Annotated in this window: 20 protein-coding genes; 13 read left to right on the forward strand and 7 right to left on the reverse strand. The window is 67.4% G+C overall.

Features of this window, described 5'->3' with window-relative positions:
• Positions 1 to 308: 308 nt before the first annotated feature.
• Positions 309 to 1550, reverse strand: a complete 1242-nt coding sequence (locus tag AC6A67_RS06150; protein WP_498035666.1) for an aspartate kinase — start codon at positions 1548 to 1550, stop codon at positions 309 to 311.
• 307 nt (positions 1551 to 1857) lie between these two features.
• Between AC6A67_RS06150 and rplS the strand changes: the two genes are divergently transcribed.
• A complete protein-coding gene (gene rplS / locus AC6A67_RS06155; RefSeq protein WP_498035667.1) occupies positions 1858 to 2232 on the forward strand; it encodes a 50S ribosomal protein L19 in 375 nt (124 codons plus the stop codon).
• Positions 2233 to 2447: 215 nt separating this feature from the next.
• Here rplS and AC6A67_RS06160 read toward each other — a convergent pair whose 3' ends face one another.
• Positions 2448 to 2861 (reverse strand): hypothetical protein, encoded by a 414-nt coding sequence (locus AC6A67_RS06160; protein WP_498035668.1) that lies wholly within the window; start codon positions 2859 to 2861, stop codon positions 2448 to 2450.
• 266 nt (positions 2862 to 3127) lie between these two features.
• On the opposite strand from AC6A67_RS06160, the gene AC6A67_RS06165 reads away from it, so the two are divergent.
• From AC6A67_RS06165 to leuD, 4 genes are all read left to right on the forward strand, one after another.
• Positions 3128 to 3292 carry a hypothetical protein gene (locus AC6A67_RS06165; RefSeq protein WP_498035669.1) on the forward strand — a complete coding sequence of 55 codons (165 nt, stop codon included), beginning with the start codon at positions 3128 to 3130 and terminating at the stop codon, positions 3290 to 3292.
• Positions 3293 to 3490: 198 nt separating this feature from the next.
• Positions 3491 to 4894, forward strand: a complete 1404-nt coding sequence (gene leuC / locus AC6A67_RS06170) for a 3-isopropylmalate dehydratase large subunit (protein ID WP_498035670.1) — start codon at positions 3491 to 3493, stop codon at positions 4892 to 4894.
• Positions 4895 to 4968: 74 nt separating this feature from the next.
• Positions 4969 to 5358 (forward strand): metallopeptidase family protein, encoded by a 390-nt coding sequence (locus tag AC6A67_RS06175; protein ID WP_498035736.1) that lies wholly within the window; start codon positions 4969 to 4971, stop codon positions 5356 to 5358.
• Positions 5359 to 5384: 26 nt separating this feature from the next.
• Positions 5385 to 5993 (forward strand): 3-isopropylmalate dehydratase small subunit, encoded by a 609-nt coding sequence (gene leuD / locus AC6A67_RS06180; RefSeq protein ID WP_498035671.1) that lies wholly within the window; start codon positions 5385 to 5387, stop codon positions 5991 to 5993.
• Between the two features lie 187 nt (positions 5994 to 6180).
• Here leuD and AC6A67_RS06185 read toward each other — a convergent pair whose 3' ends face one another.
• The 4 genes from AC6A67_RS06185 to AC6A67_RS06200 form a co-directional block, all read right to left on the reverse strand.
• Entirely contained in the window at positions 6181 to 6732 is a 552-nt protein-coding gene (locus tag AC6A67_RS06185; RefSeq protein ID WP_498035672.1) for a disulfide bond formation protein B, read from the reverse strand.
• A gap of 11 nt (positions 6733 to 6743) precedes the next feature.
• Positions 6744 to 6902, reverse strand: a complete 159-nt coding sequence (locus AC6A67_RS06190; RefSeq protein ID WP_498035673.1) for a DUF5993 family protein — start codon at positions 6900 to 6902, stop codon at positions 6744 to 6746.
• Positions 6903 to 7293: 391 nt separating this feature from the next.
• Entirely contained in the window at positions 7294 to 8430 is a 1137-nt protein-coding gene (gene aroB, locus AC6A67_RS06195; RefSeq protein WP_498035674.1) for a 3-dehydroquinate synthase, read from the reverse strand.
• Between the two features lie 109 nt (positions 8431 to 8539).
• Positions 8540 to 9169, reverse strand: a complete 630-nt coding sequence (locus AC6A67_RS06200) for a shikimate kinase (RefSeq protein ID WP_498035675.1) — start codon at positions 9167 to 9169, stop codon at positions 8540 to 8542.
• Between the two features lie 552 nt (positions 9170 to 9721).
• On the opposite strand from AC6A67_RS06200, the gene AC6A67_RS06205 reads away from it, so the two are divergent.
• From AC6A67_RS06205 to AC6A67_RS06225, 5 genes are all read left to right on the forward strand, one after another.
• A complete protein-coding gene (locus AC6A67_RS06205) occupies positions 9722 to 10783 on the forward strand; it encodes a site-specific tyrosine recombinase XerD (protein ID WP_498035676.1) in 1062 nt (353 codons plus the stop codon).
• A 326-nt stretch (positions 10784 to 11109) separates the two neighbouring features.
• Positions 11110 to 12324 (forward strand): efflux RND transporter periplasmic adaptor subunit, encoded by a 1215-nt coding sequence (locus AC6A67_RS06210; RefSeq protein ID WP_498035677.1) that lies wholly within the window; start codon positions 11110 to 11112, stop codon positions 12322 to 12324.
• A 197-nt stretch (positions 12325 to 12521) separates the two neighbouring features.
• Positions 12522 to 15671 (forward strand): efflux RND transporter permease subunit, encoded by a 3150-nt coding sequence (locus tag AC6A67_RS06215; protein WP_498035678.1) that lies wholly within the window; start codon positions 12522 to 12524, stop codon positions 15669 to 15671.
• A 106-nt stretch (positions 15672 to 15777) separates the two neighbouring features.
• On the forward strand, positions 15778 to 18510 hold the full coding sequence (locus tag AC6A67_RS06220; protein ID WP_498035679.1) for a DUF3772 domain-containing protein: 2733 nt from the start codon (positions 15778 to 15780) through the stop codon (positions 18508 to 18510).
• Between the two features lie 240 nt (positions 18511 to 18750).
• A complete protein-coding gene (locus AC6A67_RS06225; RefSeq protein WP_498035680.1) occupies positions 18751 to 19287 on the forward strand; it encodes a CAP domain-containing protein in 537 nt (178 codons plus the stop codon).
• A 19-nt stretch (positions 19288 to 19306) separates the two neighbouring features.
• On the opposite strand, the gene AC6A67_RS06230 is transcribed toward AC6A67_RS06225, so the two are convergent.
• Positions 19307 to 19606: a BolA family protein gene (locus tag AC6A67_RS06230; protein WP_498035681.1), complete on the reverse strand. Its 300-nt coding sequence runs from the start codon at positions 19604 to 19606 to the stop codon at positions 19307 to 19309.
• 491 nt (positions 19607 to 20097) lie between these two features.
• Between AC6A67_RS06230 and AC6A67_RS06235 the strand changes: the two genes are divergently transcribed.
• From AC6A67_RS06235 to cobT, 3 genes are all read left to right on the forward strand, one after another.
• Positions 20098 to 20700: a J domain-containing protein gene (locus AC6A67_RS06235; RefSeq protein ID WP_498035682.1), complete on the forward strand. Its 603-nt coding sequence runs from the start codon at positions 20098 to 20100 to the stop codon at positions 20698 to 20700.
• A gap of 355 nt (positions 20701 to 21055) precedes the next feature.
• A complete protein-coding gene (cobS, locus tag AC6A67_RS06240; protein ID WP_498035683.1) occupies positions 21056 to 22042 on the forward strand; it encodes a cobaltochelatase subunit CobS in 987 nt (328 codons plus the stop codon).
• A 155-nt stretch (positions 22043 to 22197) separates the two neighbouring features.
• Positions 22198 to 24087 carry a cobaltochelatase subunit CobT gene (gene cobT / locus AC6A67_RS06245; protein ID WP_498035684.1) on the forward strand — a complete coding sequence of 630 codons (1890 nt, stop codon included), beginning with the start codon at positions 22198 to 22200 and terminating at the stop codon, positions 24085 to 24087.
• Positions 24088 to 24188 lie beyond the last annotated feature (101 nt).

Here is a 24188-nt window from a genome sequence, read left to right on the forward strand (position 1 = left end):
CGCCTGAAATGCTCCGTCGCCGCACAAGCTTGGCCGGCGCCCGATGTGGCATGCCATCGGGCTCCGGTATCAGGATCGGCTTATGCCCCCAGTCACCTTGCGGCGCGGAACCTGGCCGAAAAGGTCCCGTTTGAACGCAAGGCGTTGCAAACGCAAAACGCCCCGGCGAGCCGGGGCGTTCTGGCGCAATGACTGCTGTGAGCCTTATACCAGGATGCGAAGCTGCTGACGCATCCGCCTCCTGAAATGCTCAGGCGCCGCACGGGCTTGGCCAGAACCCGATGAGTCACGCTCATAGGGTTCTGGTATTAGCCTTCAGCCTTGTCCAGGCCGTAGAGGGTGTGCAGCGTACGCACGGCCAGTTCGGTGTAGGCTTCATCAATCAGCACCGAGAACTTGATCTCGGAGGTGGTGATGGCGCGCAGGTTGATGCCCTTGTCGGCCAGCGCCCGGAAGGCCCTGGCGGCGACGCCCGCATGGCTGCGCATGCCGACGCCGATGGCCGAGACCTTGACCACATTGGTGGCGCCCTCGATCTCGGTGAGGCCGAGCGCTTCCCGACGCTCCTCCAGGATTGTCCGGGCGCGCTCATAGTCGGCGCCGGGCACCGTGAAGGTGATGTCGGTGGAGGCGTTATCGCCGGACACGACCTGGATGATCATGTCGACGTTGATGTTGGCCTCGGCCAGCGGCACGAAAATATCTGCGGCCACGCCTGGCTTGTCAGCGACGCGACGCAGGGTGATCTGCGCCTCATCACGGGAATAGGCGATGCCGGTGACGACCTGCTGTTCCACGATCTCCTCCTCGTCGCAAATGAGCGTGCCGATACCGGGATTGGCCGGATCGTCGAACGACGAACGCACATAGGTGCGCACGCCGTGAACCATCGCCATTTCGACCGAACGCACCTGCAAAACCTTGGCGCCAAGCGACGCCATCTCAAGCATCTCCTCAAAGGAGACGCGGTCAAGGCGGGCCGCCTTGCTGACGATGCGCGGATCGGTGGTGTAGACCCCGTCCACGTCCGTATAAATGTCACAACGATCAGCGCCGATGGCCGCCGCCACCGCCACCGCGCTGGTGTCCGAGCCGCCGCGACCCAGCGTGGTGACCCGGCCGCTCGCCTCATGCATACCCTGGAAGCCAGCGATCACCGCCACTTCGCCCTGGGCGAAGCCGGCGTTGAGGCGGGCGCCGTCGATGCCGGTGATGCGCGCCGCGCTGTGGGCGTCGTCGGTGAGAATCGGTATCTGCCAGCCCTGCCACGAGCGCGCCTTGAGGCCCATGCCCTGCAGGGTGATGGCCAAAAGGCCAGCCGTCACCAGCTCGCCAGAGGCGACCACGGCGTCATACTCGCGCACGTCGTAAAGCGGCGCGGCCTCGCGGCACCAGGCGACCAGCTCATTGGTCTTGCCGGACATGGCCGAGACGACGACGGCGACGTCGTTACCCGCCTCCACCTCGCGTTTGACGTGGAGAGCGACGTTACGGATGCGCTCGATATTCGCGACGGACGTACCGCCGAACTTCATTACCAGGCGGGCCATGGCTCTCAATCACACTCGTCGGGAGGGAGGCGGACGCCCAGGGCGCCCGTCCATGGAAGAACCGCGCGTATAGGAAGCGGCGTTCAGGCTGTCAATTGTGCGCGTCCCCATCTGGCGCCCTGGCCGCTGGCACGCCCGCGACCAAACGCGCCGTCGCCCATAGGGGGCGTCTATCCGGGCCCCAGTCGCCCGGGCCACACGTCAGCCCCTCGACAGCAGGCGCGCGCTGGTGTAAAGGCGCGACTTCAACTGAAAACAGCGTCGCCGAAACGCTGCGATCGTCAGATCGTATCGGCAGGAGCACCATATGAACATTATCGAACAGATCGATCAGGAGCAGATCGCCCGCCTGACCGCCGAACGCCAGATTCCTGTGTTCGACGCCGGCGACACCCTGCAGGTCAATGTGAAGGTTCGCGAAGGCGAGCGTAGCCGCGTGCAGGCCTATGAAGGCGTGTGCATCGCCCGCGCTGGCGGCGGCATCAACCAGAGCTTCACGGTTCGCAAGATTTCTTACGGCGAGGGCGTCGAGCGCGTGTTCCCGCTGTATTCGCCGATCATCGACTCGATCAAGGTGATCCGTCGCGGCAAGGTGCGGCGCGCCAAGCTGTATTACCTGCGCGACCGTCGCGGCAAGTCGGCCCGTATCGCCGAGCGCGTGGAGCGCAAGCCGGGCGCATAAGGCCCACGCCCCGCGCGATCGGGGCGAGTCTGGGATTTGACCCGCCGTAGCTGCTACGGCGGGTTTTTTTGCGTCTCACGCCAGGGGGCTGTTGCGGAAGCGGGCCTTACTGGGGGCAAGAGAGCCAGGCGCAAGCGAGCCAGGGGCGCCAGAGCCGGGCGGGCGCGCCGCCCCCCGGGGAGGCGGCGCCGGGCCGCCTCAGATGCGGGCGCCGCTCAGGCCGCGGCCTCATCCGCCTCATCGGCCAGCGGGCGGAAGCGGGCGGCGCGGATCGAGATGCAATAGCCGGCCAGCACGTCGATGGCGGCGATCAGCGTGATGAACAGGAACGCAGGTTCGCCGCATTTGGGCACGAACAGGAACTCCACCGCGCAGATCAGGAACACCGCCAGCGACAGGGCGTGATTGACCAGCGAGGAGGTGCGGGCGCGGGCGGTGATGATCTCGACGAACAACAGCGCAAAGGCGGCGACCACAAAGGCGTCGCCGGTGGTGATCGGCCACAATTGCCCGGACGGCAGCGTGGTCTGGCCGACCACCGTGCCCGGCGTCGCCGCGCCAAACACCACCAGGCTGTTCCAGGCGGCGAGCACCAGCGCCAGCAGGGGAAATGCACGCAACACAAACATTCACAGCGCTCCTTGTCGCCTGGCCACGCCGCGCAGGGTGGTGCGCGCATGCAGCGGCGTCAATCTTTGCGCCTTTCAAACCTTCGCAGCAAACCTTCCCAGGCATGAAACCTTCCCAGGCATGGCGCTGCGGGCGGCGCGCCATGGCTGCAGCCCCCCAGGCGCCCGCCGGAACGTCATGCGTCAGACGCCCGGCCGGGCCGCGAAGGCGGCGGAACGCCGCCGTTGTCGCCGCAGACTGGATTTGCTACAAAGAGGCCATGAACATGACCCTGATCCTGTCGACGAGCGAAGTGGACCGCCCCCGGCGGCACGCCGCCGTCGCGCGGCTTGCCGAGCCGGGCAGCATCCTGCTGCATGATCACACGCGCCTGCCCGGCCGGTTTTTCGGCCGGATGACGGCGTCTGTCCAGGCGGAACTTAGCCGCTGAGGCTGGCCGCCGTTGCGGCCTGCCTCGCGCAGGGACCGCCCTCGCCCGCCAGGCCCTGCGACTGACCTCAATTGTCAGTCACAAAGCCAGGCCAGGCCCTCCCGGACCACTGCGCCACTCCCCGTTACCGCCCGTCGATGCGGGCGTCGCAATGTCGCGCGAAAGCGCAGCTGATTTTGAACCGAAACGAGGCCTGCCATGGCTCCCCGCACACTGTATGACAAGATCTGGGACGACCACGTCGTCGACACCCGCGAAGACGGCGCCAGCCTGCTGTATATCGACCGCCATCTGGTGCACGAGGTGACCTCGCCGCAGGCCTTCGAGGGCCTGCGCGTCACCGGCCGCAAGGTGCGCGCGCCGCAGAAGACCCTGGCCGTCGTCGACCACAATGTGCCGACCTCCGACCGCTCGCTGCCCAATCCGGATCCGGAGAGCGCCACCCAGATCGAGACGCTGGCCCAGAACGCCCGCGACTTTGGCGTGGAATATTACTCCGAGCACGACATCCGCCAGGGCGTGGTGCACATCATCGGCCCCGAGCAGGGCTTCACCCTGCCCGGCACCACCATTGTCTGCGGCGACAGCCACACCTCGACCCACGGCGCGTTCGGCGCCCTGGCGCATGGCATCGGCACCTCTGAGGTCGAGCACGTTCTGGCCACCCAGACGCTGATCCAGAAGAAAGCCAAAAACATGCTGGTGCAGGTCGACGGCAGCCTGCCCGAGGGCGTGACCGCCAAGGACATCATCCTGGCGATCATCGGCGAGATCGGCACCGCCGGCGGCACCGGCCACGTCATGGAATACGCAGGCCAGGCCATCCGCGAACTGTCGATGGAAGGCCGGATGACCATCTGCAACATGAGCATCGAGGGCGGCGCCCGCGCCGGCCTGATCGCTCCGGATGAGAAGACCTACGCCTATCTGCGTGGCCGCCCGAAGGCGCCGCAGGGCGCAGCCTTCGATGAGGCCGTGCGCTTCTGGGACACCCTGCGCACCGATGAGGGCGCGCATTTCGACGCCGTGGTGCGTCTCGACGCCGCCAATCTGCCGCCCATCGTCTCCTGGGGCACCAGCCCTGAGGACGTCATCTCGGTGGCGGGCGTGGTGCCGGATCCGGACCAGATCGCCGACGAGGCCAAGCGCATCTCCAAGCATCGCGCCCTGGAGTATATGGGCCTGAAGGCCGGCACGAAGATCACCGACATCGGCATCGACCGCGTGTTCATCGGCTCCTGCACCAATGGCCGCATCGAAGACCTGCGCGCCGTGGCCCGCATGGTCGAGGGCAAGAAGGTCAACGCCAATGTCAACGCCATGGTGGTGCCGGGCTCGGGCCTGGTGAAGCAGCAGGCCGAGCAGGAAGGCATCGACAAGATCCTGATCGCCGCCGGCTTCGACTGGCGCGAGCCGGGCTGCTCGATGTGCCTGGCCATGAACCCGGACCGTCTGGCCCCGCATGAGCGCTGCGCCTCGACCTCGAACCGCAATTTCGAGGGCCGTCAGGGCTTCAAGGGCCGCACCCATCTGGTGTCGCCGGCCATGGCTGCGGCTGCCGCGATCGAAGGCCACTTCGTCGACATCCGTAACTGGGGCTGATCGGGGTGAGCGCTGCCGCAACCAGTCATGCTGACGACGACAGCGCTGACGCCAGCCCGGCGTTCGCCAGCCTGATGGCGCCGTCCATCGCGGATTTCGAGCAGATGGCGAACGCTGCGTTCGCCGAGCTGCCCGATGCCTTCCTGCGCATGTGCGGCGACATCGTCATCCAGATCACGGATTTTCCCGATGAGGAAACCCTGCGGATCATGGAGTGTGAGACCCCCTTCGACCTGCTGGGGCTGTTTCACGGCCAGGGGCTGGCGCAATCGGGCATGGTTCCCGAAACCGGACAGTTCCCCAATCTCGTCTACCTGTATCGCCGGCCCATCCTTGATTACTGGGCCGAGCATGAGGAGCGGCTGGGGGACATTGTGACACACGTTCTCGTGCATGAGATCGGCCACCATTTCGGCCTCTCGGACGAGGATATGGAAGCCATCGAGGCGGCGGCCGACGCCTGAGCGCGCCGCCAGCCTGGAGATACGCCATGCAGAAATTCACCACGCTCACGGGCGTCGCCGCCCCGCTGGAAATCATCAATGTCGACACCGACATGATCATTCCCAAGCAGTACCTGAAGACCATCAAGCGCACCGGCCTCGGCACGGGCCTGTTCTCCGAGATGCGCTACAATGAGGACGGCTCGGAAAACTCCGATTTCGTGCTCAACAAGCCGGGTTATCGCGAGGCCACCATCCTGGTCGCCGGCGACAATTTCGGCTGCGGCTCCTCGCGTGAGCACGCCCCCTGGGCGCTGGTCGACTACGGCATCCGCTGCGTGATCTCGACCTCCTTCGCCGATATTTTCTACAATAACTGCTTCAACAACGGCCTGCTGCCGGCGATCGTGTCGCGCGAAGACCTCGACAAGCTGTTCGATGACGCGGGTCGCGGCGCCAACGCCACCATCACCGTTGACCTCGAAGCTGAAGAGATCCGTGGCCCGGACGGCGGCGTGGTCAAGTTCCAGATCGATCCGCAGCGCAAGCACAAGCTGCTGAACGGCCTCGACGATATCGGCGAGACCGTCGCCACCCGTGGCCCGGCGATCGACTCCTACGAGCAGCGCATCGCTGGCGATCGCCCCTGGCTGTGACATCTGGCGGCCCCGGCGGGCGTCGCCTGCTGGCTGGCCGCTGAACTTGCCTCACACCTGCCCCCTGGCGCCCAATGGCGCGCCAGGGCGCCGCTACGCACGAGATTGCCTGCGGCCACGCATGCCGGGCAGGCGCGCCGCGACCCATATGGCGGCGCCCCATCCCCTCTCCCTGAGGCATGAGCGGTCATCCGCTGTTCGGCGCCGGCTGCAGCAGGCGGTAATGCGCCGGGTTGTCGGGGCACAGGCCAAAGCCGCATTGCAACAAGGTCGCGCCTGCCCCGAGCGCCGCCAGCAAGGCCAGCGGGGCCAAAGCCAGACGGGCCAGACGCCTTGACGGGCGGACGTCCGAACTCTCCCCCAGCACCAGCATCACGGCGGTCAGCACAATCGCCAGAACAAATATCGCAAACGCCCAGCTGTAGAGGTGGACGCCGAACAGGGGCGCGCCATAGCCTGGATCGCCCGGCGTGATGTGCAGCAACATCTGGCGGCCCGAGAAGATCGCCCCAAGCACGGCGGCGAGCAGCGTCAGCCCGTAGTGCCGTGGCCGGGCGCCAAAGGCCAGATTGAGCGCAGGACCTGCGGCCATGGCCAGAAACGCCGCCCGCTGCAGGTTGCACAGGGGACAGGGCAGCTCGCCCCGGGCGAATTGCACCACAAAGGCGCCGGTCAGAATGGCGGTTATGCCCGCCAGCGCCAGCAGATTGGCGCAGCGCGCAGCGCGTTGTCCCAGCATGCGACGCTCCATCACAGCGCCAGCGGCAGCCGCTCCGTGGCGTGAAGCAAATATTCCCCGACAAGGGCGAGCAAGGCTGCGCCCCACAGACCAAGCGCCAGCGGCCGCCGGCCAAAGCCCGTGGCGACAATCGCCGCAACCAGAATAATGAAGACGACGACCTGATCCATGTATTTATCCGAATTGAACGAGCGACACCGCGCCAAATGCAGTAACATGCAAGCCGAAATACTACGTCACATCATAATAACACGGGTATTCATGCAATAGTAGCCAGAACGATAGGCGGGACGGCTATTCGTAAATGCTTTACGGCGCCTCCCCGGGCGACCGCGACATGGCCCATACATCTACGACCTGCACGGCGCGCGCGGCGGCACCGGCCGGACCGGGAGCGCGCAGGTCCATCGGCGTCTGGAACAAAAACGCCGCGCCTTGGGGCGCGGCGATCCTTGGGGCGCGGTGATCCTTTGGGGCGCGGCGATCCTTGGGGCGCGGCGATGAGCACAGGACCTGACGGCGGGCTGTGGGCCGTCTACGCCCGAGGCTGCCGCCCCCCTGTCAGGCCATATCTGCTTCAAGAAACGCCCGTACATCGTCGCGGGGCACGTTCTTCGCAATAAAGCTCTGGCCGATGCCGCGCGCCAGGATGAAGGTCAGCGCGCCGCGCGACACCTTCTTGTCCTGGGCCATGGCGTCGAGCACCGCGTCGACCGTGCCGACGCCGCCAGGAATCTGCGACGGATGAATGGGCAGGCCCGCCGCCGTCAGATGCTGCTCGACGCGGTGCGCGTCGGCCTCGGCGCACAGACCGAGCCTGGCCGAGAAGCGGAAGGCCTGGGCCATGCCGATGGCCACGCCCTCGCCATGCACCAGCCGCGTGGAGTCATAGTTGGTCAGCCGTTCCAACGCATGACCGAAGGTGTGGCCGAGATTGAGCAAGGCGCGGTCGCCGGTCTCGGTCTCGTCGCGGGCCACCACCGCGGCCTTGGCGGCGCAGCTGGTGGCGACGGCATGGTCGCGCGCCGCCGTGCCCTCATAGACGCCGCTCCAGTTCTGCTCGCACCAGGCGAAGAACTCCGGCTGGTCGATCAGGCCATATTTGGCGACCTCGGCATAGCCGGCGCGGAATTCGCGGATCGGCAGCGTATCGAGCACCGCCGTATCGGCCAGCACCAGCGACGGCTGGTAAAACGCGCCGACGAGGTTCTTGCCATGCGGGGAATTGATGCCGGTCTTGCCGCCCACCGAGGAATCGACCTGGGCAAGGAGCGACGTGGGAACCTGGATGAAGCGCACGCCGCGGCGCATGATGGCGGCGGCGAAGCCGGTGAGATCGCCGATGACGCCGCCGCCAAGGGCCACAACCAGATCGCCACGCTCGATTTTGGCGGCCAGCAGCGCTTCAACCACATGCTGCAGTTCGGCCCAGCTCTTGGTGGCCTCGCCCGGCGCCAGCACAATGTTGTCAACCCGCAGGCCCGCCGCCGCGAGGCTGTCGCGCACCCGCTGGCCAATTGCGGCGTCGACATTGGCGTCGGTGACGATGGCGACATTACCGCCTGGCGACAGGCGCGCCGCCTCCGCGCCAAGGCTGTCGATGACGCCGCGACCGATGCGGATGTCATAGGAGCGATCCGCCAACGCCACACGGATCACCCGTTCGGCGGCGCCGTTCTGCTGCTGGCCCTGCTGCATGCTGATTTCCTGATGCTGTGTGGCGTCCGCCCTCAGGCGCTGACGCCGCTATATCGCAGGCGGAGCGCCGCGCGCCGCCGCCCGCCCTGTCCCGGCGAACCTGCCAGCCTTACGGCCCCGGCGTCGCCGCGTCCTGCGCTGAAGCGGGGCGGACCGCCGGCAGATGGCCGAGCACGGCGGCGATGACGTCGTCCACCACCACCTCATGCGGGCTTTCGTGCGAATGCACGGTCAGGTCAGCCTCGGCATAGACCGGGTAGCGCTCATCCATCAGCCGGCGCATGGCGCCTTCCGGATCAGGCGTCTGCAGCAATGGCCGGCCGCCACGCTTGCGCACCCGCTTCATCAGCACGTCGAGATCGGCCTTGAGCCAGACGGAGACGCCGCGCGCCCGGATCAGCGCCCGGGTGCTGGGGTCCATGAAGGCGCCGCCGCCGGTGGCCAGCACATGGCCGCCCTCCGCCAGCAACCGGGCGATCACCCGTCGTTCGCCGTCACGGAAATAGGGCTCGCCATGGGTGGCGAAAATCTCGGGAATGGTCTTGCCAGCCGCGCGCTCAATCTCGGTGTCGGCGTCGACAAACGGCATCTCCAGCCGGTTGGCCAGCCGCCGCCCGACGGTGCTCTTGCCGCTGCCCATCAGCCCCACGAGCACCAGCGAGCGACCGCGCAGCCCCTGGCGCACGCGCTCCGCACCGGCTGCGGCCGCACGGTCATCCTGGTTCGGTTGTAACGTCATAAACTGTCGATAACACGACTGCCGGAAACTGTCTCGGTCGTCGCGCCAGCGCCCCCCGGCTTCTGCGCAGAAGTTTGGCCGTGATGGGCGTTGTCGCCAAAGCCGTTGGCGCGTCGGCGTCGCCGCCGCCGTTAACCCATCGGTGGCAAGCCTGGCCTTATGGTCGCCTCACCTGCAGGCGCCGCCCGGACCGGCGCGAGGCGGCGGCGGTCCATGGCTGCGAGCGCCAGCAGGATCAGGCGCGCCTTGGGGGCGGGCGAGGAGCACATGCCGACGCTATTCCGACTCCTGAGTGTTCTTGCCGTTATCGGACTGATAATCGCCGCCGCGATCGTGGCGCTGGCCACGCTGGTGGCGCCTGGCACGCGCGAAATCCGCGCCCCGGTCACCCTGCCCCGCCAGGGCGCTGTGAGCGACGGCATGGGCGAATGGTTAGGGGCCGCAACCGCGTCAGCATCTGTCGCCGCCGCCGCGCCCTGCGCCCGTCAGGCGGCGGTCTGCCCCTCTTGCGGCCTGAGCTCGCCCAGGCAATCAGACGGATGGGAGGCGTAAATGAGCGCTGACGCAGCCACCGCCCTGTTTCTCGACATGCTCGCCTCGGAGCGCGGCGCCGCCGTCAACACGCTCGACGCCTATCGCCGCGACCTCGCCGATTACACCGCGTTTCTTGCGGCGGCGAAGCTGACGCCGCACAACGCCGACGCCGCCGCCGTGCGGCGCTGGCTCGCCGACCTGCACGAGCGCGGCCTCAAGCCGTCATCGGCGGCGCGGCGGCTGTCGGCGGTGCGCCAGTTGCACAAATTCCTGTACAGCGAAGGCGAGCGCGGCGACGACCCGACGGTGGCCATTGAAGGCCCGCGCCAGGGCCGCTCCCTGCCGAAGATCCTGTCGATCGCCGAGGTGGACCTGTTGCTGGCGACGGCGCGCGAGGGCATCGACGACCCACAGCGGCCGCGGCTGGCGCGACTGCGCGCCGCCCGCATGAGTTGCCTGCTGGAGTTGCTCTACGCCACCGGCATGCGCGTCTCGGAGCTGGTAGCGCTGCCGGCCTCGGCGGCGCGCACCCGCGAGCGGTTCCTGGTGATCACCGGCAAGGGCCGCAAGGAAAGGCTGACGCCGCTCACCGACGCCTCGCGCGCCGCCATGCGCCGCTGGCTCGACATGCTGGAGGCCATGCGGCCAGAGGCGCTGCGTCCAGATGGCCAAGACAGGCTGGCTGCAGACAAGGCGGCGGACGCCGGGGCGGGAGAGGCAAAGGCGCCGGCGAAGCGTGGCCGGCCGCGCAAGCCTGCGGCGCCAGCGCCGGCAAGCCCGTGGCTGTTTCCCGCGGACAGCGCCAGCGGCCATCTCACCCGCCAGGCCTTCGCCCGCGATCTCAAGGATGTGGCGGTCGCCGCCGGTATTGCGCCAGCCCGCGTCAGCCCGCACGTGCTGCGCCACGCCTTCGCCAGCCATTTGCTGCACAATGGCGCCGATCTGCGCATCGTGCAGGAACTGCTCGGCCACGCCGACATCGCCACGACCCAGATCTATACGCATGTGCTGGATGAACGGCTGAAATCGGTGGTGCGTGACCTGCACCCGCTGGCCAGAACCGGGGGCGGCCAGGGCTGAACGCCAGCTGGCGCCTGACATCCCGGGCGAACGGCGTCGCCACTGGCGCAACGATCCGCGTCAGCGACGCCCATTGCCGCGACGCCCTTTACCGCGACGCCCCTTGCTGCGGCGCCCATTGCCGCAAGGTAAGGCGCCCATTGCCTGCCGGCGACCATCCGCGCCGCCAGCGTGGGCTGAACCGCTGCAATTATGCCCTGCATTAATAATTGCTCATTTGACATGAAGTCGCCAGATGTAGTGAGCACAATGGTTGAGACGCGGGCTGCGTTTGGCGCCTGCCTCTGTCGACATCCGTGTTTTTCGCCGCAAGGAAGCCCTGTTACATGCGCGCGCGCCCCGTTCTGTTCGTTGTGTTGATCGCTGGCGTCGCCGCAGGCGCATGGTATGTCACCCGTCACCAAAGCGCGCCGTCGGCTGCGCCATCAGCCGCAGCGCGCCAGGCCCGGCCTGCGGTTGCGGTGATCACCGAAACCGCGACGCGCGACGCTTTTCCGGTGCGCCGCCGCGCCATTGGCGTGGTGGAATCTCCTGCCTCAGTGGTGGTGCGCTCGCGTATCGCCAGCCAGATCATCGAGCAGCACGTCAAGGACGGCCAATTGGTGAAGGCCGGCGATCCGCTGTTCACCCTCGACGACAAGGAGGCGCGCGCCGCCGTGGCGCGCGATGAGGCGGCGGTGGCGCGCGACACCGCCCTGCTGGCCCGCGCCAACGCCGATCAGGACCGCACACGGCAACTGGCGGCCCGCAACGCCGCCGCCCAGTCGCAGGTCGATCTGGCGGTGGCCAACGCCCGCAGCGCCGCGGCCGCCCTCGCCGGCTCGCAGGCGGCGCTCGATTCCAGCAAGCTGCAATTGGGCTACACCAAAATCACCGCGCCCATGTCGGGCCGCCTCGGCGCCGTGCGCGTCGCGCCAGGCAATCTGGTCGGCGCTGGCGATCTCTCCGGCCAGGGCCTGGTGACCATCACCCAGATCCAGCCGGTGCGCGTCGCCTTCACTCTGCCAGAGCGTGATCTGCCGGCGCTGCGCCTCGCGGCGCGCAAGGCGCCGCCGACGGTGCAGGTGTTCGCCCCGAAGACCGATGACGCACTGGGCTCAAGCGCCCTCGACTTTATCGACAACGCCGTCGACACCGGCTCTGGCACCATCACCGCCCGCGCCACCTTCGGCAATGAGGACCTGCGCCTGTGGCCAGGCATGTTCGTCGACGTGGTGCTCGACCTCGATCGTCGCCCGGACATGGTGATCGTGCCGGCCATCGCCGTGCAGCAGGGCCAGGAATCGCCCTTTGTCTATGCGGTGGGCAAGGACAATGTGGTGAGCGCCCGCCCGGTCGAGGTGTTCGCCTCGCTCGATGGCAAGACGGCGATCAGCAAGGGCCTCGCCGCCGGTGAGCAGGTGATCGTGGAAGGCCAGCAGCGCGTCGGCCCCGGCGTCGTGGTCAAGCCGACCCTGCGCAATGGCCCAGGCGCCGCCAGCGGCGAGGTCGCCAAGGACGCAGCTGGCGTTGCGCGGCCGCGCAACGGCGACCCGACCTGACGCCAAGGCACGGTGAGCGCCGCGCATCGCGCGCCGCTCAAGAGCTTGTGGAATATGAAGATCTCATGGTGCTGACACGTCAGCATCGCCACGCCCAGGCAGATAGCTGGGTGTGGCCGGGCGCAAGGCCGACGCTATCCGCCCGTCGCGCCAGCCGCGCATGACAACGCCTGCCGACTGAGGCCGAGGACAGCGAATTGAACATTTCCGAATTCTGCATCCGTCGACCGGTGGCCACCATCCTGATGTGTGCGGCCCTGCTGGTCGGCGGCCTGTTCGCCTATCGCAATCTGCCAGTGTCGGCGCTTCCGCGCACGGATTTCCCGGTGATTTCGGTGACGGCCTCGCTGCCAGGCGCCTCGCCGGACACCATGGCCAATTCCGTGGCCACGCCGCTGATCAAGCAATTCGCCACCATCGCCGGCATTGACCAGATCACCACGACCAATTCGCTTGGCTCGACCAACATCAACATCCAGTTCGACCTCAACCGCAATATTGATGCGGCGGCGGCGGACGTGCAGGCGGCGCTGACCACCGCCCAGCGGCGGCTGCCGACCGAGATGACGACGCTGCCGAGCTTCCGCAAGATCAATCCGGCGGATGCGCCGGTGCTGCTGCTGGCGCTGACCAGCGCCAACCTGCCGCTGTCGGAGCTCGACAGCTTCGCCCAGCAGGTGATTTCGCCCGCCGTGTCGACCGTCAATGGCGTGGCGCAATTGCTGGTGTTCGGCTCGCAGAAATTCGCGGTGCGCGTCCAGGTCGACCCCAATGCGCTGGCGGCGCGCGGCATTGGCCTTGACCAGCTGCAGCAGGCGGTGGCCGCCGCCAATTCATCGACGCCCGTCGGCGCCATCGACAACGACCAGCAGAGCATCACCATTCAGACCAACACCCAGATGGTGCGGGCCTCGCAGTTCCGCGACATCATTGTGGCCTACGCCAATGGCAAGCCGGTGCGGCTGCGCGATGTGGCGACGGTGATCGACTCGGTCGAGAACAACAAAACCGCCAGCACCTATGACGGCGTGCGCTCGATCGTTATGGGCGTGTATCGCCAGCCGGACGCCAATACGGTCGAGGTGGTGGACCGGGTGCGGGCGATGCTGCCGGCCTTCCAGGCGCAATTGCCGCCCTCGGTGCAGTTGCATGAGCTGATCGACCGCTCGGTGTCGATCCGCGAGGCGGTGGCCGACGTGCAGTTCACGCTGTATCTGATCATCGGCCTCGTGGTGCTGGTGATCCTCCTGTTCCTGCGCCGCCTGTCGGCGACGCTGATCCCGTCGCTGGCCGTGCCGATCTCGCTGATCGGCGCCTATGGCGCGATGTATCTGTTCGGCTTCTCCATCAACAATATCTCGCTGCTGGCGCTGACGCTGGCGGTGGGCCTCGTCGTCGACGACGCCATTGTGATGGTGGAGAACATCTACCGGCACATGGAGGAATACGGCAAATCCGCATGGGAGGCCGCCATCGACGGCTCGCGCGAGATCGGCTTCACCATCGTGTCGATGACCCTGTCGCTGATCGCCGTGTTCATTCCGGTGCTGCTGATGGGCGGCGTGGTCGGGCGGGTGTTCAACGAATTCGCCATCGTCGTGTCCTGCGCGCTGCTGGTGTCGGCTTTCGTGTCGCTGACGCTGACGCCGATGATGTGCGCCCGCATGCTGAAGCCGCCGCTGTCGCATGAAGAGGCGCGCAAGGGCGTGTTCGGGCTGTTTGAGCGCGGCTTCGACGCCACCCTCAACGCCTATGACCGCACGCTGCAGCTGGCGCTGAAGGCCAAATTCGTCACCTTCCTGGTGTTCATCGCCACGGTGGTCGCCACGGTGTGGATGTTCGTCGCCATCCCCAAGGGCTTCTTCCCGGTCGAGGACATCAGCCAGCTCAATTACAACACGGAGGCCCGCCAGGACATCTCCCTGCAGGAGATGGCCAAGCTGCAGAAGCAGGTCGAGGACGTCTTCCGCAAGTCGCCGCACGTGGCGCATGTCGCCTCGGTGATCGGCGCCTCGGGCGGCACCCTCAACCAGGGCCGCGGCTTTGTCGAACTAAAGCCGAAATCCGAGCGCGCTCATCTCGACAAGGTGCTGGGCGACCTGCGCCGCGAGCTGTCGACCATTCCGGGCATCACCACCTTTGTGTCGCCGACGCAGAACCTGCGCTTTGGCGCCACGCGTTCGCGCAGCCAGTACCAGTTCGTCATGCAGGGGCTGAACAAGGACGAGCTCTATGGCTGGGCGACGAAAATGGCTGACGCCCTGCGGCGCGACCGGCTGTTCCTCGATGTCGCCTCGGACCTTCAGGTCAATGCGCTGCAATCGACGCTGACCGTGGACCGCGACAAGGCGCTGGCGCTGGGCGTCGACGCGGACCGGCTGCGCTCGACGCTCTATGGCGGCTTTGGCGCGCGGCAGATCTCGACGATCTATTCCACCGGCGACAGCTATCAGGTGATGATCGAATTCGACCCGCGCATGCAATGGAGCGATGACCTGCTCGACACCGTGCGGGTGCGCTCATCCAGCGGCAAGCTGGTGCCCGTCGGGGCCTTCGCCCGCATCGACCGCACCGTCGGCGCCCTGTCGGTCAACCAGCTCGGCCAGCTGCCGGCGGTGACGCTGTCGTTCAACCTGCCCGCCGGCGTGTCGCTGGGCGACGCCACCACGCGCATCGACCAGATCAAGCAGGACATGAACCTGCCGATGACCATCTCGACCACCTGGTCGGGCGACGCCAGCATCTTCCAGCAGGCGCTGGCCAATCAGGGCCTGCTGCTGCTGGCGGCGGTGCTGACGATCTATATCGTGCTCGGCATCCTGTACGAGAGCTTCATCCACCCGTTCACCATTCTCACCGGCCTGCCCTCGGCGGCGGTCGGCGCGCTGATCTCGCTGCAGGTGTTCGGCATGGATCTGAGCGTCATCGCCATTATCGGCATCCTGATGCTCATCGGCATTGTGAAGAAGAACGCCATCATGATGATCGACGTGGCGTTGCATCTGCAGCGCGACGGCGAGACGCCGGAGAAAGCGATCTACAAGGCGTCGCTGATGCGCTTCCGGCCGATCATGATGACGACGCTGGCGGCGCTGATCGGCACCCTGCCGATCGCCGTGGGCCATGGCCCGAGCGCCGAACTGCGCCAGCCGCTCGGCGTCGCCGTGGTCGGCGGCCTGCTGCTGTCGCAATTGCTGACGCTATACATTACCCCGGTGCTGTACATTTACATGGAGCGGGTGAGCGCCGCGACCAACGCCGGCCTTGCGCGGCTGACCGGGCGCAAGCCCAGAGCCGCGAGCGATGGCGCTGACGGCGCCGCTCCGCCTGTGGCGCCGGCGGAGTAAGCGCGCCGGCCTGATCAGGGCGGCCAGCGACTGCTCCTGGGGGGCGCTGGCGTTGCGGCCTGATGCGGGGACAGGCGGCGGTCAAAAAAATAGGATGGGAGCACATATGACAGCGCGCGCGACGACAACGGCCACCGCCACGCCAGCCAAAGTAGCTGCATGGCGCGCCGACTGGCGTGGCGCATGGCGCAATGGCCGCCGCGCAGCCGTGCTGGCGCTGTCGCTGCTACTGGCTGGCGCGCCGTTGGGCCTGGTGGCGGCGCAGACGCCGGCGCCCGCCAGTCAGCCTGCCAATCAACCAGCCAGTCAGCCCGCCGCCCCGGCTGCCGCTGCGAAACCGGCCCCGGCTGCGGCGCCCGCTGGCGACAAGCCTGCCCCACCCGCCGCGCCGAGCGAGCAGGCGACGGAGGCGGCCCGGCTGGCCGCCGCCAGTCGGGCCCAGACGCTGGAAAAAGCCCGCACGGTGTTCGACCGGGAAAAGGTGCGGCTCGCCGAAATCGAGACCATCCTCGCCCGCCGCAATCATACTGGCCAGGAACTCAATGATCTGCGCGGCCAATTGGGTGAGGCTACCTCAGCCCTGCAGGCGGCGCTGGCGCCGCTGACCCAGCGGGCCACGGCGGCCAAGGCGTTGCTCGACCAGCTCGGCCCCAGGCCCGACGAGAAAAAGGATGGTCCGGAGACGGCTGAAGCCGCCGCCGAACGCGAGACGCGCCAGCGTAACCACACTGAATATGCCGACACGGTGCGGATCGGCAACGCTTTGCTGCTGCAGGCCAACCAGCTGACCGAACAGGTGACCGCCGAGCGGCGCGACCGCTTCACCCACGCCTTGTTCGATCGCACCTGGAGCATTCTCAGCCCGGAGATGTGGGGCTTTGTGGTCGCGGCCCTGCCCGCCAATCTGAAGGCGCTCGCCGCCCTCGGCGCCGACTGGCTGACGGCGATCGAGACCCGCATCAATGACCGGCGCATGTTGCCGTTCGGCCTGTCGCTGGGCGCGCTGGTGCTGGTATGGCTGGGCCGCCGCCTGGTGCTGCATCGCATCCATGCGCGCGGGCTGCGCCATGAGAAGCCGAGCCCGCTGCGGCGCGCCGTCGTCGGCCTGCTGGTGACGGCGAGCGACACCGCCGCCGTGACGCTGGCTTGCTGGTTTGTCTATCTCGGCCTGCAGGGCAGCAATCTTGTGCCGCCAGCGCTCGAGAAGCCGATCAACGCCGCCCTGTTCGTGGTTGTGCTGCTGGCGTTCGTGCGTGCGCTGATCAAGACGCTGCTGTCGCCTGTGGCGCGGCAATGGCGGGTGCTGGATGTGCCTGACCAGACCGCCGCGCCCGCCGCCGCCTGGCTGATGACCGGCGCCACGGTGCTGCTGGCTGGCAAGGTGCTGGGAGACGTTCTGGAAGCTGCGGGCGGCGACCGCGCCAGCAGCGTGGCGCTGGATGCGCTGACCGCCCTGGCTGTCGCTTTGTGCCTCGCCACCATGCTGCGCGCCATGCGCGACAATGTCGAATGCGCCGAGCAGAGCCTCGGCCCCTATGTGCCGCCAGATGGCGCCGCCTCGGGCATCTGGCGTCTGGCCGGCTGGGCCATTGTGGCGCTGGTGACGCTGGCGGTGCTCGCCGGCTTCGTGCCGCTGGCCTCATTCCTCACCGACCAGACCCTGTGGACGCTGATGCTGCTGGGCTCGGCCAGGCTGCTGCTGGCGGTCATCGACCAGGGCGTCGCTGCGCTGTTCGATGACAACAGCCGCGTTTCGGTGGCGATGCAGACCTCGATCGGCGTGCGCAAACGCTCGCTGAACCAGATCGCCGTGGTGCTGGCCGGCGTGCTGCGCATCGTGGTGATCGCGCTGGCGGTGCTGCTGGCGCTGGCGCCCTTGGGCATCGATTCCACCGATTTCGTCGGTTCGATCCGCAATGTGTTCTTCGGCCTGCATGTGGCCGGCTTCAACATTTCGCTGCTCAGCATCTTCTCCGGTCTTGCCCTGCTGGTGCTCGGCATCGTGCTGACCCGGGCGTTCCAGAGCTGGCTGCGGCACAAATTCCTGCCGGCGACCTCGCTCGATTCCGGGCTGCGCAATTCCATCACCACCGCCGCCGGCTATCTCGGCGTGTTCATCGCCGTGGCGGCGACGCTGGCGAATTTCGGCCTCAGCCTCGATCGCATCGCCATTGTCGCCGGCGCCCTGTCGGTCGGCATCGGCTTTGGCCTGCAATCGGTGGTGAATAATTTCGTCTCGGGCCTGATCCTTTTGTGGGACCGCTCGATCAGCGTCGGCGACTGGATCGTGGTCGGGTCCGAGCAGGGCTATGTCAAACGCATCAGCGTGCGCGCCACCGAAATCCAGACCTTTGAACGCGCCTCTATCATCGTGCCCAATTCGACCATCGTCTCCGGCACCGTGAAGAACTGGCTGCGACACAATCGCACCGGACGCATCAGCATCGTCGTGCCCGTGGGCTTCCAGCAATCGCCGAAGACGATCTCGGATTTGCTGCTGGCCTGCGCCAAGGCGCATCCGGACGTGCTGCGCGAACCGAAGCCGTCGGTGCTGTTCAACAATTTCACCGGCTCGACCCAGGAATTTGAGCTGCGCTGTTTTGGCGACGTGGAATCCATGTCGCGCATCAAGAGTGAGCTGAATTACAGCATCTTCGAGGCCCTGACGGAGGCGGGCGTCTACGCCGCGCCCAAGCCCGCCCTGAGCGAGGTGCGGCTGTTGATGCCCGACGACATGCAGGAATTGCTCAGCCAGCGGCTGCGGGGCGCCGGGGAAACGGAGGCTGAGCAGGGCGCGGCGGCCGACCGCGATCGGGCGGCGGATCGCAGCGGCGACTGACGGGCGACTGAGGGACAACTGGAGGGTGGCTGGGGCTCGCCTCAGCGACTGGCCCCGCGTGCTAACGGCAACGATCTGTTGAGAAATCAGGCGCATGGTGGCGCACCCTGTCGTGCTGCGGCGGCGCGCCGCCATGCAGCAGGGCTCCCCCATCGCGTCCGCCAGGGCAGGTCACAAATACCCCGTCGCGATGCAGCCGCCTTGTGAGCCTGCCGGTCTTTGCGGGCGAGGAGCGCCAAATTGTCCCCGTGCCACACCCTGACGCCGCTGGCCCTGCTGGCGGCGCTCGCCGCCATAGCCGGCTGTTCCGGCAAGCCCGCCGCGCCGCCGGCCCAGATCCAGCCAGCGTTCTACGCCAATCTCGGCCAGGCGGGGGCGCGGCTCGACGCAACTGACGCAGTGGAGACAATCAATCTCTACCGCCGCCGCCATGGCCTTGCGCCGCTCGCCGCCGACGCCGATCTGATGACCCTCGCCCAGGCTGAGGCCAGCGCCATGGCCCGCGCGGACCGGCCGGCCTCCGCCGACAATCTGCGCCGCCAGCTTGGGGCGCGCGGCGTCAGCGCGCCAATGGTCAATATGTCGGCAGGCTATCGCACCATGGCGGAAGCGTTTTCCGGCTGGCGGGATTCGCCCGCCCATAACGCCGCCATGCTCAATGGCCGCGCCACGCGCATCGGCATCGCCGCCGCCAGCGCCCAGCCAGGCTCGAAATATCGCGTCTACTGGACCCTGGTCACCGCCGGGCCCGCCACCGGGGCGGCGGGCGGGCGCTGAGCAAAGGGCCTCGCCCGCATCAGGGGCCGGCGACGCCGCGCGCTGGCGCCGGCTCGTCCGGAGCGCGGGCGCTCACCGCCAGGGCGTGAATGCGGTCTGGCCGGATCTCATCGGCCAGAGCGGCGTTGACCATGCGGTGACGTTCGAGCCGCGACTTGCCGGTGAAAGCCGCCGCGACAATATGAACCGAATAATGGGTCTCACCTTCGGGTCGGGCGCCGCGATGGCCGGCGTGCCGGTGGGAATCGTCGACCACCTCCAGCGTCACCGGCGCAAAGGCGGCCTGCAGCCGGTCGTGGATCAGTTGCTGTCTGGACATGGCTCTTTCCTTTCCACAGATGGCGCCGGCCGAAAGGCCTGTTTAACGGCAGCCCTGGCGCGCGCCCACGGCGGGGCAGGGGCCTGTCAAGGCGCGCCAACATCCCTGAGGCGCCGGTGCGCGCCTTGCAAGAGGTGCGCCGCCAGCCGGTTTCTGCTATAGGTTTGCAGCGCGGCGCGCCGGAGCGGATCCTGCTGGGGCGCGCCGAACCATGCAAGCGGTCGGCAGATTGCTGGCAGATTGCTGGCGACCAACGCGCGACTATCCGGGCTGGCGAGCCTGACTGGCGTGGCGGCCAAAAGGCTGCCTGGGGCCATGCCAGCAGGCGGACACGTCTGGTGGCGCAGCATTCGTGCATAGCCGGGCGGACGCCGGGCGATCCTCTCAATGGCAGCGGATCGCGCCACGGGCCGCGCCGCCAATATACCAGCCGTCGGCCAGGGGCCTCGCCTCCGGCTGGCAGACCTTATCACTCGCAAGACACCTCGCTGATGGACACCAACTCACCGCTCTTCGACCGCATCCGCGCCAGCCGCAAGAAGGACGAGACGCCTGAGCCGAAGGCGCCTGCCTGCAACCATCCCGGTTGTCGCGAGCCAGGGCTGCACCGCGCGCCGAAGGGACGGGAGCAGGAGGGGCAGTACTGGAATTTCTGCCTCGACCACGTCCGCGAGTACAACAAATCCTATAATTACTTCAATGGCATGAAGGACAATGACGTCACCAGCCATATGAAGGCCGACCAGGTTGGCCACCGGCCGACCTGGAAGATGGGCGTCAAGGGATCGGCTGGCATGCGCTCGCGCATCGACACCGATGGCCGCATCGCTGACCCGTTCAATTTGTTCCGCACTGCGGCGGCGCAGCGCAACCCCGCGACCGCCGGCAAGGCCCGCCTCGGTCTGGCCGCCCGCAAGGCGCTGGAGACGCTTGGGCTGGACGAGACGGCGGACAAGGAGGCGATCAAGGCGCGCTACAAGCTGCTGGTGCGCCGCTTCCATCCCGACGCCAATGGCGGCGACCGCAGCATGGAGGGGCGCTTCCAGGAAATCGTCCAGGCGCATGGGGTGCTGCGCCAGCACGGCATGTGCTGACACATCTGCATGGCGCCGCGGTCGCTGCACTGACATTTCGCGCGCGGCGAGAGGGCCAGCGTTCTCCTCGCAGGCGTGGCGGCGCAGGGCGGCATGCGCCAGCATCATTGCCCCGGCGCCAAACCGGTTCTAGAAGTATTGCGTCGCTTTCCGCCATGGCGGCGCGCGCCGCAGGCGAGGCCGCGCCAGCGCGGGTTTCGCCCCTCCTGCTCCCTCTGTTGACGAGGCCAGTCGGGGCGCCGCGCTGATGGCGCTGGTGGAGCGTGACGCCATGCATCGCCGGCCGCATCCGCGTGGCCCGGCGCGACCAGTTCACGCTCCCAGGGCCGTGTCCGGCTGCAGATCGAGGAAGTACATGCAAGCCCCTAGCGCGTCATCCGGCGTTCCGGATGTGAAAGTGTCCGTCCGCAAACTGTTCGGCATCGATACCGATCTGGAGGTCCCGGCCTTCTCCGCCCGTGGCGATCACGTGCCGGAAATTGACCCCGACTATCTGTTCGACCGGGAGACCACCCTCGCGATCCTCGCCGGCTTCGCCTACAACCGCCGGGTGATGATCACCGGCTATCACGGCACCGGCAAATCGACCCATATCGAGCAGGTCGCCGCGCGCCTCAACTGGCCATGCGTGCGCGTCAATCTCGACAGCCACGTCTCGCGCGTCGATCTGGTCGGCAAGGACGCCATCGTCCTGCAGGACGGCAAGCAGATCACCGAATTCCGCGACGGCATTCTGCCATGGGCGCTGCAGAACAATGTGGCGCTGGTGTTCGACGAATATGACGCCGGCCGCGCCGACGTGATGTTCGTGATCCAGCGCGTGCTGGAGGTCTCCGGCAAGCTGACGCTGCTCGACCAGAACCGCGTCATCCATCCGCACCCGGCGTTCCGCCTGTTCGCCACCGCCAATACGGTGGGCCTTGGCGACACCTCAGGCCTGTATCACGGCACCCAGCAGATCAACCAGGGCCAGATGGACCGCTGGTCGATCGTGGTGACGCTGAACTATCTGCCGCACGAGCGTGAGGTCGACATCGTGCTGTCCAAGGCCAAGCATTACGCTGACAGCGCCGAGGGCCGCGACACCGTCGACCGCATGGTCCGCCTCGCCTCGCTGACCCGCAATGCCTTCATGAACGGCGATCTGTCCACCGTCATGAGCCCGCGCACGGTCATCACCTGGGCGGAGAATGCGCGCATTTTCAACGATGTCGGCATGGCCTTCCGCCTGACCTTCCTCAACAAATGCGATGAGCTGGAGCGGGCGCTGGTCGCCGAGTTCTACCAGCGTTGCTTCGGCAAGGAATTGCCGGAAAGCGCCGCCAATCTGGCGCTGGCCTGAGGGCTTGCGCCGCGCTGCCCGGCTCTCGCCAGGGCGCGCGGCGCCGCAGGTTCATGGGCGTCGCCCGCGCGGCGTCCGCATGTTGTTTGATGGGCGCCGCAGGCCAGGTCAGATGACCGGCCTTGCCCCGCCCAGCGCAGCCAGGGCAGGCGATCGTGACGATCCCGAACTCCAGAGCGGCGGGCGCAAAGCCCACCCCTACCGAGCCGCTGAAGCGCGCCGTCGGCGATTGCATGCGCGCCATGGCGGGCAGCCACACGCTTGAGGTGACGTTTGGCTCGGACAAGCCGAGCGTCATTCCCGAGCGCGCCCGCATTCCGGAGCCGCCGCGCAAGATGTCGGCCGCCGATGTGGCGGTGATGCGCGGCCACGCCGATTCCATGGCCCTGCGCCTCGCCTGCCATGACGAGGCGGTGCATCGCAAATTCGCCCCGCAGACACCCCAGGCCCGGGCGGTCTATGACGCGGTGGAGCAGGCGCGCGTCGACGCTTTGGGCAGCCGGCGGCTGACCGGCGCCGGCGACAATATCGCCGCGATGCTTGAGGACCGCTATGTCCGGGCCAATCTGGTCCATGTCACCGACCGCGCCGAGGCGCCGCTGGCCGACGTGCTGGCCATGCTGGCGCGCGAGCGGCTGACCGGCCGCGCGCCGCCGCCGTCCATCACCCAGGCGGTCAATCTGTGGCGCGAGGGCGTGGAGCAGAAGGCCGCCAGCAGCCTCGATGCGCTGCTCGACAGCATTGGCGACCAGAAGAAATTCGCCCGCTCGGTGCGTGAGCTGCTGGCCAATCTCGACATCGCCGACGAGCTCGACGCCGACGAGACCGAAGAGGACGACGACGACAGCCCCGAAGACGCGCCGGAATCCGGCGCCGACCAGGAGCAGGGCGACGGCGACCAGCAGGACGCCGGTGAGCGCGGCGAGGCCGAGCTGTCCGAGGAGGTCTCCGAAGAGATGCTCGACGGCGCCATGGCGGCTGATGACGCGCCGCCTGGCGAATTGCCGGATGAGTCCGATATGGGCGATTCCGACAGCTCCGGCGACACGCCCCGGCCACCGCAGACGCGGCCCGGCGACAATCGCGCCACCGATTACAAGGCCTATGCGCCGCGCTTCGACGAGGTGGTGACGGCGGAGGAATTGTGCGACGCCGAGGAACTGGCGCGGCTGCGCGGCTATCTCGACAAGCAGCTGGCCAATATGCAGGGCGTCGTCGCCCGGCTCGCCAACCGGCTGCAGCGCAAATTGCAGGCGCAGCAGAACCGCGCCTGGGAGTTTGACCTCGAAGAGGGCATGCTTGATCCGGCCCGCCTGCCGCGCGTCATCATCGACCCGTTCCAGGCCCTGTCGTTCAAGCAGGAGAAGGACACCAATTTCCGCGACACCGTGGTGACGCTGCTCATCGACAATTCCGGCTCGATGCGGGGCCGGCCGATCACGGTGGCCGCCACCTGCGCCGACGTGCTGGCGCGGACGCTGGAGCGCTGCGGCGTCAAGGCGGAGATTCTCGGCTTCACCACCCGGGCGTGGAAGGGCGGCCAGTCGCGTGAGCTGTGGCTGCAGTCAGGCAAGCCGGCCAATCCGGGCCGCCTCAATGATTTGCGCCATATCATCTACAAATCCGCTGACGCCCCCTGGCGGCGGGCGCGCAAGAACCTCGGCCTGATGATGCGCGAGGGGCTGCTGAAGGAGAATATCGACGGCGAGGCGCTGGACTGGGCGCACAAGCGCCTGCTGGGCCGGCCCGAGCAGCGCAAGATCCTGATGGTGATCTCTGACGGCGCGCCGGTCGATGATTCAACCCTGTCGGTCAATCCAGGCAATTATCTGGAGCGGCATTTGCGTGAGATCATCGCCGGCATCGAAGACCGCTCGCCGGTGGAGCTGATCGCCATTGGCATCGGCCATGACGTGACGCGCTACTACCGCCGCGCCGTGACCATTGTCGACGCCGAAGAGCTCGGCGGCGCCATGACTGACAAGCTGGCCGAGTTGTTCGACGAAACCCCGGTGCCGCGGGCGCGGCGGGCAGGCCGGCGCTAATACCAGGCCGCGACGATGCTGACGCATCCGCGACCTGAAAGCTCAGTCGCCGCACGGGCTTGACCAGGCGTTGTCGCGAGCCCAGGCAGGCAAGCGAACAC

The sequence above is a fragment of the Camelimonas sp. FR25 genome, assembly GCF_059740505.1.

What these genes read in the sequence shown, in the direction of transcription:
- aroB (WP_498035674.1), bottom strand. Translation starts at nt 8,430, where the DNA reads ATGCAGCAGGGCCAGCAGCAGAACGGCGCCGCCGAACGGGTGATCCGT.
- AC6A67_RS06160 (WP_498035668.1), bottom strand. Translation starts at nt 2,861, where the DNA reads ATGTTTGTGTTGCGTGCATTTCCCCTGCTGGCGCTGGTGCTCGCCGCC.
- AC6A67_RS06185 (WP_498035672.1), bottom strand. Translation starts at nt 6,732, where the DNA reads ATGCTGGGACAACGCGCTGCGCGCTGCGCCAATCTGCTGGCGCTGGCG.
- AC6A67_RS06165 (WP_498035669.1), top strand. Translation starts at nt 3,128, where the DNA reads ATGACCCTGATCCTGTCGACGAGCGAAGTGGACCGCCCCCGGCGGCAC.
- AC6A67_RS06220 (WP_498035679.1), top strand. Translation starts at nt 15,778, where the DNA reads ATGACAGCGCGCGCGACGACAACGGCCACCGCCACGCCAGCCAAAGTA.
- AC6A67_RS06235 (WP_498035682.1), top strand. Translation starts at nt 20,098, where the DNA reads ATGGACACCAACTCACCGCTCTTCGACCGCATCCGCGCCAGCCGCAAG.
- rplS (WP_498035667.1), top strand. Translation starts at nt 1,858, where the DNA reads ATGAACATTATCGAACAGATCGATCAGGAGCAGATCGCCCGCCTGACC.
- leuC (WP_498035670.1), top strand. Translation starts at nt 3,491, where the DNA reads ATGGCTCCCCGCACACTGTATGACAAGATCTGGGACGACCACGTCGTC.
- AC6A67_RS06175 (WP_498035736.1), top strand. Translation starts at nt 4,969, where the DNA reads ATGGCGCCGTCCATCGCGGATTTCGAGCAGATGGCGAACGCTGCGTTC.
- AC6A67_RS06200 (WP_498035675.1), bottom strand. Translation starts at nt 9,169, where the DNA reads ATGACGTTACAACCGAACCAGGATGACCGTGCGGCCGCAGCCGGTGCG.
- AC6A67_RS06230 (WP_498035681.1), bottom strand. Translation starts at nt 19,606, where the DNA reads ATGTCCAGACAGCAACTGATCCACGACCGGCTGCAGGCCGCCTTTGCG.
- AC6A67_RS06205 (WP_498035676.1), top strand. Translation starts at nt 9,722, where the DNA reads ATGAGCGCTGACGCAGCCACCGCCCTGTTTCTCGACATGCTCGCCTCG.
- leuD (WP_498035671.1), top strand. Translation starts at nt 5,385, where the DNA reads ATGCAGAAATTCACCACGCTCACGGGCGTCGCCGCCCCGCTGGAAATC.
- AC6A67_RS06190 (WP_498035673.1), bottom strand. Translation starts at nt 6,902, where the DNA reads ATGGATCAGGTCGTCGTCTTCATTATTCTGGTTGCGGCGATTGTCGCC.
- AC6A67_RS06150 (WP_498035666.1), bottom strand. Translation starts at nt 1,550, where the DNA reads ATGGCCCGCCTGGTAATGAAGTTCGGCGGTACGTCCGTCGCGAATATC.
- AC6A67_RS06210 (WP_498035677.1), top strand. Translation starts at nt 11,110, where the DNA reads ATGCGCGCGCGCCCCGTTCTGTTCGTTGTGTTGATCGCTGGCGTCGCC.
- cobS (WP_498035683.1), top strand. Translation starts at nt 21,056, where the DNA reads ATGCAAGCCCCTAGCGCGTCATCCGGCGTTCCGGATGTGAAAGTGTCC.